The sequence below is a fragment of the Acidiphilium sp. 34-64-41 genome (assembly GCF_002282635.1).
GTDB classification, from domain to species: Bacteria; Pseudomonadota; Alphaproteobacteria; order Acetobacterales; family Acetobacteraceae; genus Acidiphilium; species Acidiphilium rubrum.
Window position 1 is genome coordinate 1 of record NZ_NCJX01000077.1, and the last position, 16,549, is coordinate 16,549.

The following is a 16,549-nucleotide window of genomic DNA, read 5'->3' on the forward strand; positions in this document are numbered from 1 at the left end:
GCTCATCCGCCTGCTGCCCAACGGCCCAGCCGCCCCCATCGTCGCCGGTGCCAACGCCCGCCTCGAACTCCAGCACTTCATGGAAGACCCCATCGTCCAGGCCCTGCTCGCCACCCACCCCAGCCTCGGCCGCATCCTCCGCCCGCTCCACACCATGCTCGGCCTGCGCTACCCAGCCAGGATCAAACACCCCAAATCGACCAAGCCCCGCCCCAAGCGCGTCCGCAAGCCAAAGCGCCAGCCCAGCTTCATGGACCAATACAAAATCAACCCGGACGGCAGCATCGACTTCACGCCAGAACAACTCCGCGACATCCTCGGCCCACCGCCACCCCCCGTGCCACCCTGGCACCAGCCGTTCATCCCCTCCTTCAACGTCAAAAAAATGTGGCGGAAGGGGCCATGATTTCGCACGCCTATTTCGTTACGATAACGTAACTAAAAGCACAAAGAGACAAGGGAAGCACTTCTTTTTTGTGAACAAAAAAGAAGCAAAAAAAACTTTGTTAATTTGGGTTCGTGCCGGTTCAAACGCCCGTGCACCAGAGTCAGAAAGTTTTTTGCTTCTTTTTTACAAAAAAGAAGCCTTCCTACCCCCTCAGCCACCCAATCCCCAATCAACCGCCGCGCCATCAGCCTCAGGGTGCCGGCATATCCAGCACGTCACGAACCCGCTGCGCCAATTGATCATACGTGAACGGCTTGGTCAGCAACTGCACCCCGGCGTCGAGCCGGCCATGATGGATAATGGCGTTGCGCGAGTAGCCGGTCGTGAACAGCACGCGCAAACCAGGCCGCAATGCCTGCGCCTCGGTCGCCAGCTCCCGCCCGGTCCGGCCCGGCAGAACAACGTCGGTGAACAGCAGATCGATCCGTCCCGGGCGTTGCAAATGAACCATCGCCGCGTCGGCATCGGCGGCCTCGATCACGCTGTAGCCCAACTCGTTCAGCGTCATCACGCTATACGAACGCACGTCGTCATTGTCTTCGACGACCAGAATGATTTCATCCTTCAAACCGCCCGGCGCTGCAGCGTGATCAGCGGTATCGGTCGCCGGCAGGTCGCCGCGGTAGCGCGGAAAATACAGCCGCACCGTCGTCCCCTGACCAGGCTCGCTGTAGATCGTGATATGACCGGCCGATTGCTTGACGAACCCATACACCATGCTCAAGCCGAGCCCGGTGCCCTTGCCGACGTCCTTGGTCGTATAGAACGGCTCGAACACCCGGCTCAGCGTTTCAGCACTCATGCCGCTGCCGGTGTCACTGATCGAGACGACGGCATATTGCCCCGGCACCACCTCGGAATCCATTGCCGCATAGGACTCATCGAGCATCGTGTTGCCGGTCTCGATCGTCAACTTGCCATTGCCGGCCATCGCGTCACGCGCATTGACCGCCAGGTTCAAAATCGCACTTTCGAGCTGATTCTGATCGATCTCGACCGGCCAAAGCCGCGCACCCAGCACGGTCTCGAGTTCGATGGTCTCACCCAGCGTCCGGTGCAGCAATTCGGTGCTGTCGCGCACGACCAGATTAAGATCAAGCGGTTTGGGATCGAGCGGCTGGCGGCGCGAAAACGCCAGCAACCGCGCGGTCAGCGTCGCCGCCCGCTGCGCCCCCTGGGTCGCGAGGTCGAGGGCCCGAGTCACCCGCGGATTATCCTGCGGCCCTTGCCGCCTGATCGTATCGAGCCCGCCCAGAATCACGGTCAGCAGATTGTTGAAATCATGCGCCACCCCGCCGGTCAACTGGCCGACCGCCTCCATTTTCTGGGCCTGACGCAGCGCCTCCTCCACCTGCAACCGTTCCGCCACGGCGGCGGCGATCCGATCCTCCAGCGTCAGGTTGAGCGCTTCGAGCGCGACGGATTGTTCGAGCAATTCATCCTGCGCGATCTTTTCATCCGATATATCAATAATCGCCCCCACCAGCCGCCGGCCGCCGGATTGGTCGATCTGGATGGTCCCGCGCGCCGTCACCCATTTCGGCGCATCGCCGCCGATTATCCGATACTCAGCCTCGAACGCGCTGTTCGCGGCGATGGCCGAGCACAGCGCATCCGTCACCCGCGCCTGATCGTTGGGCTCGATCGCCGCCAGAAACGCATCGACCGGCAGGCCCGCCGCGGCCACCGCTTCCGGCACGCCGAAAAACGTTACCAGCGAGCCGAACGCCATCGTGGAGCCGGTCTCGACATCCAGATCGAAAATCGCCACCCGCCCGGTGGACAGCGCGATATCCAGCCGCTCGCGCGTCATGACCAGGCGCTGCTCGCTGCGCATCACCTCACGTGCCGCCTCGCGCCGGGTGCGCGCCATCTGAATATTGGTGGCCACCCGGGCCAGCAACTCGCGCGCGGCGAACGGCTTGGTCAGATAATCATCGGCGCCGGCGTCCAGCCCTTCGATCTTGGCTTCCTCACCGGCCCGCGCCGAGAGCAACACCACCGGCGTGCCGGCCAGCGCCTTGTCGCCGCGCACCGCGCGCAGCAGGCCGAAGCCGTCCAGATGCGGCATCATCACGTCCGACAGGATCAGGTCCGGCGGAGCCGCGCGCGCCGCCTCAAGCGCCGCGGCACCATCGCCCGCCACGGTCACCGCATATCCCTGCGCCGTCAGCAGCCGACGCAGATAGTCGCGCATATCGGCATTGTCATCGGCGAGAATGATGCGCTGCCCGGCGGTGGCGCGCACGCTGGGGTCGGCCTCGATCGTGCCGGCCGCGATCGCATCAGCCGCCGGCAGCCACCGCGTCGCTTCCTCGATGAACATCCCGGCATTGGTCAAGCCGGTGAGCGCCTCGCCAGGCATCACCCGATCGGGCGGCAAATGGGCAGACCCGAATCGCAACTGCACGGTAAAACACGTCCCCACACCGGGCGTGCTGGTCGCGCCGATGTCACCGCCGTGCTGGCGCACCAGTTCCTGCACGAGCGCGAGACCGATCCCGCTCCCCTCGATACTGCGGCCGTGTGCCCCCTCGATCCGATGAAACCGCTCGAACAGCCGAGGCACTTCGCCAGGCTCGACCCCGATGCCGGTATCGCACACGCTCACCAGCGCCCCGGTCCGATCCGCCGTCATCATCACGCGCAGGATCACGCCGCCCTCATGGGTGAATTTGAACGCGTTGGAGAGCAGGTTGAACAGGATTTTCTCCCACATATCCCGGTCGAGATACACGGGCTCCGGCAGAGGCGCGGTGTCGGTGGTCAGCGTCAGACCGGCCCGCTCCATCGCCGCGCGAAAGCTCGAGGCAATCTCTGTACTGAACGCAGAAAGGTCGGTCGGCACGAAGCGGGCCTGCGCGCGCCCCGCCTCGATCCGCGAAAAATCCAGCAGGTTATTGACCAACCGCAACAGCCGGACACCGTTGCGGTGCGCCAGCAACAACTGCTCATGCAGCGCCCCTTCGGTCGTCGCCAGCGCATCTTCCAATGGTGCGAGCATCAGCGTCAGCGGCGTGCGAAACTCATGGCTCACATTGGAGAAGAACATCGTCTTCGCCCGATCCAGCGCCGCGAGAGCTGCCGCCTGCCGCCGCTCCGCCTCGAAGGCCCGGGCCGAAGCCAATCCGGCAGCGATCTGCCCGGCCAGCAGATTGATGAAACCCCGATACGCCGCGTCGAGCGCTCGATACGGATTGAGCCCGATCACCATGAACCCGGCCGCGACCTGGCCCTGCGCCTGCTGCAAAATCGGCACCAGCAAGGCGCGCGCCGGCGGCCGGTCCCACGCGCCATGCGGCAAGCCGGTCAGCCGCACCGCCAGATCATCGACAACGACCGTCTCGGCCTCCGCCAGAACACCCGCCACCGGCCATATCTCGCCGCTCAGCACGGCAGGATCATCGCTGACCAGACCCGATTGCGCGACCATATGCGCGCCGGACCTGTCCTCGTCGAACAGATACGTCAAGGCAAACGGCAGATCCGCCAGATTGCGGGATAATTCGCGATCGACCACCGCAAATAGTTCAGCCTCGGTCTTGGCCCCCGCCCCCGCGGCCAGATGCCTAAGCGTGTCGAGCCGGCGATCGTTGATGACCCGATCGGTTTCCTCGACCACCACACAAAACAGGCCGGCGATCGCGCCATCATCGTCGAACAACGGGCTGTAGGAAAAGGTATGATACGTCTCTTCCGGAAACCCGCTGCGCTCGAGCAGAAGCAGCATGGCCTCCGAATAGGTCGCCTCGCCGGTGCGCATCACATGCTCGATCAAGGGGCGGATATCCGGCCAGATCTCGGCCCAGACCACACGGGCCGGTTTGCCCAGAGCCCAGTCCTGCTTGACGCCGAGCGTCGGCCGATAGGCGTCGTTGAACAAAAAGATCAGCTCGGGGCCCCAGCCCATCCACATCTGGTAGCGCGAGGTCACCATCATCCGCACGATCGCCGTCAGGCTTGCCGACCATTGGGCGCGCGGCCCAAGCGGCGTGCCGGCCCAGTCGTGCCCATAAACGATCCGGCCGCGCTCACCGCCTTCGGCGGTATTCGGTGGCGACGGGCCTGTCACCCGTATCGCCTCATGCTGCCAACGACAGAAAACCCCCAAATACGAGAGACCGCCCGCCTCCGCAGCGCAGCGATCAGCACGCGACACCGAGGGCGACACAAATCCGCTCGATCATCGGTTCGATCGAAAACGGCTTGCCCGCCATCGGCCAATGCTCATGCCCCGCCGGGACGTCGCCATCGCCAAAGCCCGATAACAATAGAAAGGGAATACCGCGGCTTTCCAGAACTTGCGCGATTGGATAAATTTTCCCATCCGCGACGTTCACGTCGAGCAACGCAAAATCCAGCGATTCACCGTGTGCCGCCTCGGTCGCGCTCCCGACGCCATCGAACGGACCAATAATGATACAATCTTCGTCCGACAGTGCGCTTTCCAGCAGCATCGCCACCATCGGTTCGTCATCGACAATCATAACCCGCTTACCGGGCAACCGGGGATTCATGAAACCTGACCGGCCTCCCGCCGCATGCATTCTGACAAGATCGTCATCTGCGGCGACATGGCGCGGCCAGCGATTGGGCACAAGGGGTTTTTTCAGTCAGGGGCAAATAAAATCGGCCGGAATATTCCACCATCCAATCAATAGTCCAAAGCGCGACCGTCATTTTTCTGCATACTTAAATATTCGTCAATCGTAATTTGATTGCGCTGCCCGGTGTTTCGCTGTTCCGCAATCGTCAGCCGCATCCAAACCTGCACCGCTGCAAATGCACGTTCATCGATCTGACGCACCTGATCCGGTACAAGGCCATGCAAGGCCGCCAGAGCCACGAGTGACAAAGGGTCGTCCAGCAAATGGAGCGACGTCACGATGTGACGAGTACGCGCGTCCAGGCGGGACAGCGCGGCAGCCATCAGCCCGCTGACCACAAGGATCGCATCGTCACTTCGTTCAGGTACGTCGGGCGCGCAACCAATCCCCGCCCCGCGCTCGGCTGCGCAAGCAATGTCGAGCCAGCGGAGATCAGACAGGCTGGAAATCGCCATTGGCGCCGGCGTCGCCGCTGAGATCCATCTTACGGCATGCCGGGCCATTGGTGCGCTCCGCGCGAGCACAGGAGGCGCATGACCGTGGCAACCCATCCGTTTGCCTGCTGAGCCTGAGTGCGCCGTATGTCGGCGCGCGAACGGCGAGGGCCCGAACATTTCTGCCTGATTATCCATAGCACCTCCTCCACAAGGACTTCGAATGTCCGATACCGGAAATAGAAAGTAATGCTGTCGTTTTGTCTCCACAAAACTTCGTAACGTTCCGGCAAGATCAATCGGCTGGTGGCACAGTCTTGAAACGGCGAAGCGCATGGCGTCACGCCATCGGGACATTGTTGGCGCAACTGAAAACCGACATCCGAACCGACGCGATCTTCTCGGACTCAGAACATTCAGAGCACGAATAAAAAAATAGATTTTTGTCAAATAATATTTGGATGAGATATTGTTCGATTTTGACCTCGTCTGACTTGAGTTGGCAAAATTTGTATCCAGATGATATGGCCAATGAAACACGTATCACCTTTAACAGACGATAGCGCGACTATTATTGGCGGCGCCAACGACGCCGCGCTGCGGCCCATCCGTTGATGCCTGCCAGCGATCCCAGCCCGGCTCTCCGGATGCCACCGGCAATCCCGAATGCCTGCTCAAACGCTGAGCGTGCTATGCACGCTGAGCGTACTATGCACGCGGCCAGCCTGCGCGTTCTCGATGGGCGGCGTTTCAGCGCCGGGCTCGAAATAGGGTGTGGCTGCGGGGCGTTCACCCATGCACTCGCCGGTCGATGCGATGCCCTGCTTGCGACCGAGAGCGACCCTGCGCGCCTAATGGCCGCGCAGATCCATTGCGCTGCGCTCGATAATGTCCAGTTTGCCCCCGAGCAAATGCCGCTCCGGACTCAGGACGGATCGTTCGATCTGATCGCTCTGCTGCACCAACTCAACGACCAGAGCGATCGCGATATTCTGGCCCTCGCGCGATCTGTGATGAGCGTCGCTGGACCGATCACCACGGTCCTGTTGGTCAACCACACCGGACGCCTCGATCGAGCGAGCGGCAATGACCGCGCTGTGGGGTTGTTTATTGAAGCAACTGCTGACCGCCTGCGCCGCAGCCTGCACCGCCGTGCATCGCATTACCGGATCGACGTGCTGCAATCCCGCTGACCGCAACCGCACCTTGCGCGCCGCGTCACCGCGGTGTCAGCCGAAACAGCGGTGCGCGGTTCGGGTGAGTCGTCAAGACCACCACAGCCTGTACCGGATCGGAATCAACCCGGCTGATTGCAAAGCGCTGCATCAGCGCCGCCAACGCCAGCGTACTTTCGGCCAGGGCAAACTGCGCACCGACACACACCCGTGGTCCCGCGCCGAACGGCAGATACGCGAACCGGTCGTAGGAGGCGGCACCGGGCAAAAACCGCCCGGGGTCGAAGCGTTCCGGCGCGTGCCATAACGACCGGTGCCGATGCAGCACCCAGGGCGCCACCATCACCGTGGCGCCTTTCGGCACATCGACGCCGGCGCAATCGTCGGCGATCGTCGCCCGCCGCGTGATCATCGCCGCCGGCGGATAGAGCCGCAGCGCCTCCTGCACCACGGCGCGGGTGAACACCAACCGCTCCAGCGCCGCCGCCAGCACGGCGCCGTCGCCGGCAAGATCGAGCGTTGCCGCCTCCGCCGCCAGCCTCGCCTGCGTTTGTGGATGATCGGCGATCAGCACACAGGCCCAGAACAGCGTCAGCGCCGTCGTCTCATGCCCGGCGATGATCATGGTCGCCACCTCGTCGCGCAATTGCCGTCTCCCGCCGGCGCCATCCGCAGCGCTGGCGGTGCGCAGCAGATCGAACAGATCGCGCGGCGCCCCGGTGGCCGGCGCGGCTTCGCGCGCCGCGATCATCCGGCTGATCAAGCCCATCCAGCGACGCTGAAACCACCAGCGCCGGAGATCGCGCGGTGCCGGCACACGTGCCGGCAGCACCATGTCGAGATAATCCGGTTTTGACAGGCCGATGATGGTGGCGCTGCCGATCAGCGCACGCACGCTCTGTGCAAACGGCACCGCCGAGATCGAGAACATCGATCGCGCGGCAATCTCCAGTGCCAGGCCCTGCAACGATCGCAGCAGATCGATCGGTCCCGGCAGAGCGGCCTGCGCATCGCACCACGCATCGATCGCGGCGGCGGCGGGGACCATCAGCGTCGGGATCGCACGCGGCGCCAGGGTGGGGGCGATCACCCGCCGCTGGCGTTGCCAGAGCGCACTCTCACTCAACAGCAACCCGCGCCCGATCAGCGGCCGCAGCAAGCGAATCGCGGTCGACGTGCGGCGGTAGATGTCATTGCGGGTGATCAGCACGTGGCGGATCATCTCCGGCGCGTTCATCAGAATCAGGCTGCGGCCCAGGAATTCCCGCCGGGCCACCATCGCGTCATAGGCGGTGTCCGGCCAGAGGCCCAGCGGATTGGTGCGCATGACCCGCAGGGTCTCGTCCTGGTCCGTCATCGCTCCCAAAGCCAGCGCAAAGGGCAGAGACCGCCGCAGCCATCGGTGCTCCGGCGCGCGGAGGTGGTACATTTCTGCCACATTTGTCCAGAATATCGCAATTCGAACGCCGCATATGTGACCCAGGTCACAGACAAATCGTCCGAGACTCAGGCATGAAGCGCGACTATGGTGATAGATGGCGCGATTTGCGCACGCGCCGTTCCGACACCGCATTATTGTAACAACCTTGCCGGCATCGTATGCACGCTCTGCGGGTAGGGCATTGACTGCATGCAGATCGACGACATTACCAACTGGCTCGAGGGCCTGGGCCTCGGTGCGTTCGCACCGGCTTTTCTTGAACAGGGGATCGATGGCGATACGCTCGCCGACCTGAGCGAGGCCGATCTCGCGGCCCTCGGACTGCCGATGGGGCCGCGCAAAAAACTCCTCCGGGCCATCAATGCACTGCATGGTGCCGCCAAGCTGCCGGGCGTCACCGCCGAGCGACGCAACCTGACCCTCTTGTTCTGCGACATGGTCGGTTCGACAACCCTCGCCACCAGGCTCGATCCCGAGGAACTGCGGCTGATCCTGCATCGCTACATGGACGCCTGCACCGAAGTGATCGACCAGCTGGGCGGCTACATCGCAAGCTACCACGGCGACGGGCTGATGGCATTTTTTGGCTACCCCGAGGCCCGCGAAGATGCCGCGGAACGCGCCGTCAGGGCCGGGCTGCGCCTCGTCGAGGCGGTCGGGCAGGTGGCAGGTTTGCCGGGGTTTCCGCTTCAGGCCCGCATCGGCATCGCCACCGGTCTCGCCGTTGTCAGCAATGCGGCCGATCGTGAAAACGGCGTGGTCGGTCAACTCCCGGCCCTGGCCGTACGGCTGCAATCGGCCGCGCCACCGGGCGGCATTGTCATCAGCCAGACCACCGGCGATCTGCTGGGCGGGCTGTTCACGCTCGAACCGCTCGGCGCACTCGAACTCAAGGGGTTCGATCAACCGCAGCCGGCGTGGCGCGTCATCGCCGCCGCCGCATCGGAAAGCCGGTTCGCCGCCGCACACCGCAGCCGCCGCGCGCCCATGCTCGGCCGCACCGCCGAGCTTGCCACCCTGCTCGACCGATGGGATCGCGCATCCGCCGGCAACGGTCAGGTCGTGCTGCTCTCCGGCGAACCGGGGCTCGGCAAATCACGCATCATCGCCGCCTTGCGCGAAGCCCTGGCTGCAGCACCGTACGAGCTGGAACCGCATGATCTGATCATTCTGCAATGCGCGTCCTACAGCCAATCCAGCGCGCTGCGCCCAGTGATCGACTGGGTCGAACGCCGCGCCGGCTTCACGGCCGAGGCAACCCAGGCCAGCCGGCAGGCCAGGCTCGATGAATTTCTGTGCCTCAGCGGGGTCGCGCGCAGCGTGATCGCCGATCTGCTCGGCCTCGCCGATGGCACCGATGTCCTCACCGACCAGATTGCCCGGCGCGAACGCACCCTCGCGGCGATGGTCGATCTGCTCATCACCGCGGCAAAACGTCCGCGCCTGCTGGTCGTTGAAGATGCGCATTGGAGCGACACGCTCACGCTCGAACTATTGGCCCGCATCGTCGCGCGCGCGCCGGGCCTGCCGGTGCTGGTGCTGGTCAGCACCAGACCCGAGCTGGCGCTGCCCTGGGCGGCGGCGGGCGATCCGGCCGTCACCACGCTCACGCTCGACCGGCTCGAACCCAGCGCCGCCGCCGCCATCATCGAGCGTCTCGGCGCCGGCACCCTGCCGCCGGACATCCGCGATCGCATCGCCGAGCGCGCCGGCGGTGTGCCGCTGTTCGTCGAAGAGCTGACCCGCTCGGTGCTGGAAGGCGATACCGCGACGATGACCGTGCCGGCCACCCTGCAGGATACGCTGATGGCCAGGCTCGACCGGTTGGGTGCTGCCAAGGCGATCGCCCAGACCGGTGCCGTGCTCGGCCGCAAATTCCCGTACAACTGGCTGGCCGCCTGCGCCGGCGTCGCCGATACCCAATTGACCCGCGGTCTCGACGAATTGATCCGATCGGGCCTGGTCACCGGGCGCGGCGCGCCGCCCGATGCGGTGTTCAGCTTCCGCCACGCGCTGATCCAGGATGCCGCCTACCATTCGATCCTGCGCACCGAACGGATGCGCCTGCACGGCAATATCGCGGCCGTGCTCGAACAGAAATTTCCCCGCATCGCGGAAGACCAGCCGGAGTTGGTGGCGCATCACTATACCGAGGCCAGCGCCGTCGAACCCGCGCTGCGCTGGTGGCAGCGCGCGGCCATCCGCGCGACCGCGCAGGCCGCCTGGGTCGAGGCGGTGCAGCATTTGCGCGCGGCGCTTCGCCTGCTGCTCACCTTGCCGCCGGGCCGCGCGCGCGACGACCGCGAGATTGCGCTGCGCAAGGCGATGATGACGCCGCTGGTCAGCATCGGCGGCTACACCACCGAGGAAGCCGGCGCCAACATGGATCGCCTCAGCCAGTTGCTCGAGCACGCGCCACCCGGCCTCGATGGCGTGGTGCTGCTCTACAGCGAGTCGGCACGCCTGCTGATGCGCTCGGAACTCGACCGCGCCGAACCGCTGGCGCGCCGCACGCTGCAGATCGCCCAGCGCACCGATATCCCCAATCTGGCGTTCCTGCCGCAGCGGATCATCGGCTACAGCGCCTTGCTGCGCGGTCATCTCGCCCAGGCTGATTACTGGTTCACCACCTCGGCGCGGGAGTACGACCCCACCGTCAACCGCGATATCCGGCCCGGCTCGCCGCACGACCCCTATGCCAGCATGATGGCGCAGGACGTCCTGCTGCTGATCCAACAGGGCCGGCTCGATGCTGCCATGGCCCGGGGTGACGCGGCGATCGCGGAGGCGGCCGCCCTGCAGTCACCGACCACCCAGGCTTATGTGCTCTCGCATCTCGCCATCGCGTGCCTGCTGCTCGATGATGCCGCCGCCGCCGGACCGGTCGCCGCGGCGCTCAATCTTGCGGTCGAACGGGCCTTGTGGCTGAGGCCCCACGCCGACTATCTGAACGGCTGGCTCGCTGCCAAATCGGGCGATCTGTCGGGCGCCATCGCGCAGATGGAGGTGGGTGCCGCACTCGCCGCGGAAATCCAGAGCAATGTATGGTCACCTTTCTACCGGCTCAATGAGGCGGCCATGATGTTCGAGCACGGCAAGGCCGATATCGCGCTTGCGAAACTCGATGAATGCAACACCCTGATCGCCCGCTCGGGTCAAGCCTATGCGCTCGCCGAGGTCCATCATCTGCGCGGCCGCATCCTGCGCGCGTCCGGCGATGCTGGGGCAGAAGCCGAGTTGCAGGCGGCATTACGCATCGCCCGCCAGCAAACCGCCCGGTTCTATGAACTCCGCGCCGCGCTCAGCCTCGCCGCCGGCGCCGATCCGGACACGATCACATCCCTGCTGCTGCCCGTCGTTACCGCGTTCACCCCGGGGTCCGACCACGCGGACCTGCGCCGCGCCCGGGCGCTGCTGGAACAAGCGACCGCGCAAAAGCCGCACTGAACGCTGCGATCAGATCAACCCGTACTGCCGCGCCTTGTTGCGCAGAAACGGCAATCCCTCATCGATGATCGCCGCCCGGCTGGGTGCCACCGGCCGCCAGACCGACAGCGCCGCGGCCAGGCGCGGCGGCATATGGATGAAACTTTCAAGCGCCATGCCGCCGGTGAACCCCAACCCGGCGAGCCCGGCAAACACCTCGTCCCACGCGATCGTGCCGGTACCCGGCACGCCGCGATGACTCTCCGACAGATGGATATACGCAAGGTGTGCCCCCGCCGCGCATTCTCGGGCAGGCCGAGCGAGCAGCACGCATCGAGCCCGTGCTCCTCCAGCAAGGCCCGCGTCACGGTGGTTTCGGCCCGGTCCAATCATGCGCCCACAGGCTGGTGTGGATGCCAAACCCCTTCATGTGCCGCCTCTCTTCATTTGAACCGACGGGCGCGCCATGCGAGCACCGGATTTTCGACCAGGATCACCCCGATCAAAATCACCCCGATCACGCCGGCCTGATAGATCGGGTTGAAATCATTATAGCTCAGCCCGTAATCCACGATCGCGATCACCACCGTCGCCAGCGCCGTGCCCACCACCGACCCGGTCCCGCCGAAAATCCCGGTGCCGCCCAGCACCACGATGGCGATGCTGATCAGATTGTCGTTCATCCCCGCATCCGGCCGCGCCGTGCCGAGCCGCGCGGCACCGACGATGCCGGCAATCGTCGCGGTCAATCCGCACAGCACATAGGCCGCACCGCGCAGCCGGCCGACCCGCAACCCCGCCAGCGCCGCCGCCCGGTCGTTGGTGCCGGTCAGATACAGCGCCCGGCCATACCCAGTGCCGTGCTGCAAAAACGCGAACATTGCGAGCAGTGGCAGGTACAGTGCGATCAACTGAAACGGCAGGCCGAGCACATGCCCCTGGCCCAACGCCAGAAACCATGAGGATTGCTGCGTTAGATCGATATTGGTCCCGCCGCTCAGCACCAGCGCGAGGCCGGCGTACCCGAACAATGTCGCCAGCGTCGCAATGATCGGCGCAATCCGCAGCCAGGTCACCGCCAGCGCGTTGATTGCACCGAGCCCGAGCGCCGCCCCAGCACCACCTGCGCCAGACCGGCGATTGCGCCCACCGACAGATCGATTCCGGAATCGCCACCACTGATCACCAGCGTCTGCCCCAGCGCGATCATCCCGATCTCGACGCCGAACACCGCCATGCTGTCGAAATTCGCACCGCTCAGAATATCGGGGTGCCCGATGGCGAAACCGGCCAGTGCCAGCACCGCCATCGCCGCCAGCAGCAACGGCCGTGTGCGATCGAACCCCGACGCATGCATCCTTACATCCCTCCGGCGTCACGGCGGGAACTGAGCCCGATCGCCGCGAGAATGATCACCCCCAGCGCCACGCCGTTCCAGAACGGCTGGATGTGCAGCAGCACGATCCCGTCATCGACCACCTGCACCACCAGCGTGCCCAGCAGCGTGCCCGCCATGGTGCCCCGCCCGCCGGACAGCGATGTGCCGCCCAGCACCACCGCCGCAATCACCTGCAAGACAAACCCGCTGCCGGTCGAGGTCTGCACCATCGGGCTCTGCCCCAAGGTGAGCAATGCCGCAAACCCGGTCAGCAGCCCGAGCATAACATAGGCCGCGAGCTTGATCCGCTCCGGCCGGATGCCGGCGAGCCGCGCCGCCTCCTCGTTGTTGCCGAGCGCATAAACATGCCGCCCCCCGCGGAAATACCGCAGGTACAGCGACGCCACGATCACGAAGCCCAGCGCAATCAGCGCCACCACCGGCAGCCACAACACATGGTCGACCACGAAAACACGGGTCAGCACCGGCGGGATCTGCGTGATCCAGTTGCTGCCCAGCACGATGAACACGATCATCCGATAAATACTGAGCGTTCCCAGCGTCGCGATCACCGGCGGAATTTTCCCTTTGATGATCAGCACCGCATTCACCAGCCCCAGGCCCGCGCCGGCGAGCAGGAATACCGGCACCGTCGCGGCCAGGCTCCACCCCGCCGCGAAACAGGACCCTCCGATCGCCGCGGTCAGCCCCAGCATCGAGCCGGTCGAAACATCGATGCCGCCGGTCAGGATCACCACCGTCATGCCGATCGCCGGAATCAGCGTGATCGCGCTGGACACGAACAGATTGTCGAGGTTGATCCGGCTCCAGAACGCGCCGTGCGAAAACATGCCGATGCCCGCGACCAGCACCGCCAGCGTGATCAGCAGCAGCGCCTCGCGCCCCTGCGGCAGGCGCAAGCGCGGCACCTTTGGCGCGCCCATCACCGCCGCACTCATGCGGCCCTCGCATCCGCGCCGACCGCGCTGGCGAGAATTGCCTCGGCATTCATCGCCTCGCCCTCGGCAACGCCGACCACGCCGCCGCGCCGCATCACAATGATCCGGTCGCTCACCGCCAGAACCTCCGGCAGGTCCGATGAAATCACCACCACCGCCAGTCCGCCGGCCGCCAGATCGCGGATGAAATCGTGGATCTCCGCCTTGGTGCCGATATCGATGCCGCGGGTCGGTTCATCCAGGATCAGCACTTTCAAACTCTGCCCCGCCCAGCGCGCGAACAACGCCTTTTGTTGATTGCCGCCCGAAAGCGTGCCGATGCCGATTGTTTCATCGCGCGCCTTGATCCGGTAGTACCCGATCAGCCGCAGCGCCTCGCCCCGCAAGCCCGCGAAATCGAGCCGCCCGCCGCGCGCGCGAAACCGCCCGATGGTGCCCGCGGTCAAATTCGCCTCGAGCGGCTTGGTCGCAAAAATGCCCTGTAATTTCCGGTCTTCCGGCAGATACCCGATGCCGAGCCTCATCGCCTCGGCCGGATCGCGCGGGGCGATCGGCCGGCCCTGCAGCGCGATCGTGCCGCGCTCGGGCCGCAACGCGCCGAACGCCGCCAGCGCGACCTCGCTGCGCCCCGATCCCACCAGCCCGTAAACCCCGGTCACCTGACCCGCCGGCACGTCCCAATCGACATTCTGATAGGCGCCTGCCCGGGTGAGCCCGGCCATCCGCAGCGCCGGCGTGCCGTGGGCCGGCGCGGCGCGGTCGCGCAGCGGCTTGCCGTAATCCCGGCTCGCCTTGCCCGCCATCAGCGTCAGCAACTTCGCCTCATCCAGATCACTCGTCAGCGCGGTGCCGCTCACCCGCCCATCGGTCAGCACGGTCACCCGACTGGCGATCCGGCGAATTTCGTCCAGCCGATGCGTGATGTACACGATCGCCCGGCCGTCGCGACGCAAGCGCTCGATGATCACGAACAGCCGATCGGTCTCCGCCTGCGATAAAATCGAGGTCGGCTCATCGAAAATGATCACCTGCGCATTCAGCATCAGCGCCTTGGTGATCAACACCATCTGCTGAAACCCGATGCTGAGGCTGCTCATCCGGCGTACGAGCAGGCTCGCCGGCAGATCGAGCTGTTCCAGCAGCGGCCGCACCACCGCAGCCATTGCGCCACGCCGCACGATGCCGAACCGTCCGGTCATTTCGGCGCCCGCGAATATATTCTCGAGCACCGAAAGATGCGGGTAGATCATTGGCTCCTGATAGACCGCCGCAATCCCCGCCGCGCTCGCCTGCGCCGGATGGGTGAACCGGCACGGCGTGCCGCCCACCGTGATGCTGCCCTCATCCGGCACGATCGCGCCGGTCATCACCCGGATCAGGGTCGATTTGCCGGCGCCGTTCTCGCCGAGCAACGCATGGGTTTCGCCCGGCACCAAAGTCAGATCGACGCCATCGAGCGCGACCACGCCGCCGAAGCGCTTGACGATCCCTTTCAGCTCGACCAGCGCCATCCTGCGAACCGCTCAGAAATTCAGGCTGACATTGGCCTTGTCGATCACCAGTGGCTTGCCCAGCAGCAGCGTATGCGTTGCGGCATCATAGTGCACCTTGCCCTTGAGGCCCGGCACTGCGTTCTCGGTTGCGAACGGTTTATGCGCCAACTCCTGCATGATGCCCCAGGCGGTCAGATAACCCAGCGCAATCGGATTCCACAGCACCGCGCTCTTCACCGTGCCGTTCATGATGAACGGGCGGATCGAATTCGGATCGGTAATGCCGGTCACGGCCACCTTGCCGGAAAGCCCGGCCCGCAACACCGCCTGCGCCGCGCCGGGCACCGCCGTCGAATTGACGCCGACCACGCCCTTCAGATGCGGATACGCCGAGAGCAGCTGCCCGGTCACCTGCGTCGCGTTGTTGATGTCCTCCCCGGCGTACTGGATCGAAACCACCTTGATCCCCGGATATTTCGCCGCGATCCGCTGCTTCATCAGCGCAATCCATTCGTTCAGATTGGTCGCGGTCGGACCACCAGAGACGAACGCCACGTCGCCCTTGCCGCCGATCGCCTTCGCCAATTGATCGATCACGGTATAGGCCAACGCCTTGTTACTGGTCTGCTGCACCCGCAAATCTACGTCCGGACCATCGACCTGTGAATCCGTCGAATAGAACAGAATGCCATGGTCCTTCGCCTGCTTGGCGAGCGCCTCGAGCGCCGTTGGGCTGTTGGCGGAAACACCGACCGCGGTGACATGCTTGTTGATCAGGCTCTGCACCATCTCAGCCTGGCCCGAAACCGAAGCCGTGGTCGGCCCCTGATAAATGATGTGGGCACCGAACTTTTTGCCCGCCTGCTCGAAACCCTGTTTCATCGCCGAAAAATACGGAATGCCGACCAGTTTCGGCACGAACGCAATGCTCGGCTCAGCGGCCAGCACCGTGCCGCCACCAGCGACCAGCAAGGCAAGGCCGACCAGGATCGATGATGACCGAAAATGATGCTTCATGGCGCGTTTCCCTCCGATAGATTGATTATTTCGACTCTTTAGGTCCAGTTTATCCAACAAACTTAACATGAGTGAACCGTGCCTATCCGGTTGACTCAGACACCCACTAGGGCTAGTGGCCCCCGCCATGGCGGCCATTGACATTCACCAGCGTGACGAACTGGCTTTTCC

General features: G+C 64.7%; 12 protein-coding genes and 1 pseudogene. 3 read left to right on the plus strand and 10 right to left on the minus strand.

All coding sequences use genetic code 11. From position 1 onward, the window contains the following. Window positions 1-406 (plus strand): annotated as a pseudogene (locus B7X49_RS14080) (hypothetical protein); the annotation flags it as partial. A 232-nt stretch (window positions 407-638) separates the two neighbouring features. Here B7X49_RS14080 and B7X49_RS14085 read toward each other — a convergent pair. From B7X49_RS14085 to B7X49_RS14095, 3 genes are all read right to left on the minus strand, one after another. Continuing rightward, complete coding sequence (locus tag B7X49_RS14085; protein ID WP_286705296.1) at window positions 639-4,520, minus strand: ATP-binding protein; 3,882 nt, start codon at window positions 4,518-4,520, stop codon at window positions 639-641. Between the two features lie 73 nt (window positions 4,521-4,593). Further along, window positions 4,594-5,046 carry a hypothetical protein gene (locus B7X49_RS14090; protein ID WP_286705297.1) on the minus strand — a complete coding sequence of 151 codons (453 nt, stop codon included), beginning with the start codon at window positions 5,044-5,046 and terminating at the stop codon, window positions 4,594-4,596. Window positions 5,047-5,102: 56 nt separating this feature from the next. Further along, window positions 5,103-5,558: a hypothetical protein gene (locus B7X49_RS14095; RefSeq protein ID WP_286839854.1), complete on the minus strand. Its 456-nt coding sequence runs from the start codon at window positions 5,556-5,558 to the stop codon at window positions 5,103-5,105. Between the two features lie 641 nt (window positions 5,559-6,199). Between B7X49_RS14095 and B7X49_RS14100 the strand changes: the two genes are divergently transcribed. Further along, on the plus strand, window positions 6,200-6,682 hold the full coding sequence (locus tag B7X49_RS14100) for a class I SAM-dependent methyltransferase (RefSeq protein ID WP_286704955.1): 483 nt from the start codon (window positions 6,200-6,202) through the stop codon (window positions 6,680-6,682). 25 nt (window positions 6,683-6,707) lie between these two features. Here the strand turns inward: B7X49_RS14100 and B7X49_RS14105 are convergent, their stop codons facing one another. Further along, on the minus strand, window positions 6,708-8,021 hold the full coding sequence (locus B7X49_RS14105) for a cytochrome P450 (protein WP_286704956.1): 1,314 nt from the start codon (window positions 8,019-8,021) through the stop codon (window positions 6,708-6,710). 273 nt (window positions 8,022-8,294) lie between these two features. Between B7X49_RS14105 and B7X49_RS14110 the strand changes: the two genes are divergently transcribed. Next, complete coding sequence (locus B7X49_RS14110; RefSeq protein WP_286704957.1) at window positions 8,295-11,552, plus strand: AAA family ATPase; 3,258 nt, start codon at window positions 8,295-8,297, stop codon at window positions 11,550-11,552. A gap of 9 nt (window positions 11,553-11,561) precedes the next feature. On the opposite strand, the gene B7X49_RS14115 is transcribed toward B7X49_RS14110, so the two are convergent. From B7X49_RS14115 to B7X49_RS14140, 6 genes are all read right to left on the minus strand, one after another. After that, window positions 11,562-11,861 (minus strand): hypothetical protein, encoded by a 300-nt coding sequence (locus B7X49_RS14115; protein WP_286704958.1) that lies wholly within the window; start codon window positions 11,859-11,861, stop codon window positions 11,562-11,564. Window positions 11,862-11,974: 113 nt separating this feature from the next. Further along, entirely contained in the window at window positions 11,975-12,607 is a 633-nt protein-coding gene (locus B7X49_RS14120; protein WP_286839858.1) for an ABC transporter permease, read from the minus strand. Next, complete coding sequence (locus B7X49_RS14125) at window positions 12,604-12,888, minus strand: hypothetical protein (RefSeq protein WP_286839861.1); 285 nt, start codon at window positions 12,886-12,888, stop codon at window positions 12,604-12,606. Before B7X49_RS14125 ends, B7X49_RS14120 begins: the two co-directional genes overlap by 4 nt. A 2-nt stretch (window positions 12,889-12,890) precedes the next feature. Continuing rightward, entirely contained in the window at window positions 12,891-13,868 is a 978-nt protein-coding gene (locus B7X49_RS14130; RefSeq protein ID WP_286704960.1) for an ABC transporter permease, read from the minus strand. Further along, complete coding sequence (locus B7X49_RS14135; protein WP_286704961.1) at window positions 13,865-15,379, minus strand: sugar ABC transporter ATP-binding protein; 1,515 nt, start codon at window positions 15,377-15,379, stop codon at window positions 13,865-13,867. Before B7X49_RS14135 ends, B7X49_RS14130 begins: the two co-directional genes overlap by 4 nt. Before the next feature lie 12 nt (window positions 15,380-15,391). Continuing rightward, window positions 15,392-16,378, minus strand: coding sequence for an autoinducer 2 ABC transporter substrate-binding protein (locus B7X49_RS14140; RefSeq protein ID WP_286704962.1), 987 nt, complete (start codon window positions 16,376-16,378; stop codon window positions 15,392-15,394). Between the last annotated feature and the right edge of the window lie 171 nt (window positions 16,379-16,549).

Excerpts from the sequence above, each read along its gene's own strand:
- B7X49_RS14095 (WP_286839854.1), bottom strand. The coding sequence starts at position 5,558 with ATGGCCCGGCATGCCGTAAGATGGATCTCAGCGGCGACGCCGGCGCCA.
- B7X49_RS14100 (WP_286704955.1), top strand. The coding sequence starts at position 6,200 with ATGCACGCGGCCAGCCTGCGCGTTCTCGATGGGCGGCGTTTCAGCGCC.
- B7X49_RS14105 (WP_286704956.1), bottom strand. The coding sequence starts at position 8,021 with ATGACGGACCAGGACGAGACCCTGCGGGTCATGCGCACCAATCCGCTG.
- B7X49_RS14110 (WP_286704957.1), top strand. The coding sequence starts at position 8,295 with ATGCAGATCGACGACATTACCAACTGGCTCGAGGGCCTGGGCCTCGGT.
- B7X49_RS14125 (WP_286839861.1), bottom strand. The coding sequence starts at position 12,888 with ATGCATGCGTCGGGGTTCGATCGCACACGGCCGTTGCTGCTGGCGGCG.
- B7X49_RS14130 (WP_286704960.1), bottom strand. The coding sequence starts at position 13,868 with ATGAGTGCGGCGGTGATGGGCGCGCCAAAGGTGCCGCGCTTGCGCCTG.
- B7X49_RS14135 (WP_286704961.1), bottom strand. The coding sequence starts at position 15,379 with ATGGCGCTGGTCGAGCTGAAAGGGATCGTCAAGCGCTTCGGCGGCGTG.
- B7X49_RS14140 (WP_286704962.1), bottom strand. The coding sequence starts at position 16,378 with ATGAAGCATCATTTTCGGTCATCATCGATCCTGGTCGGCCTTGCCTTG.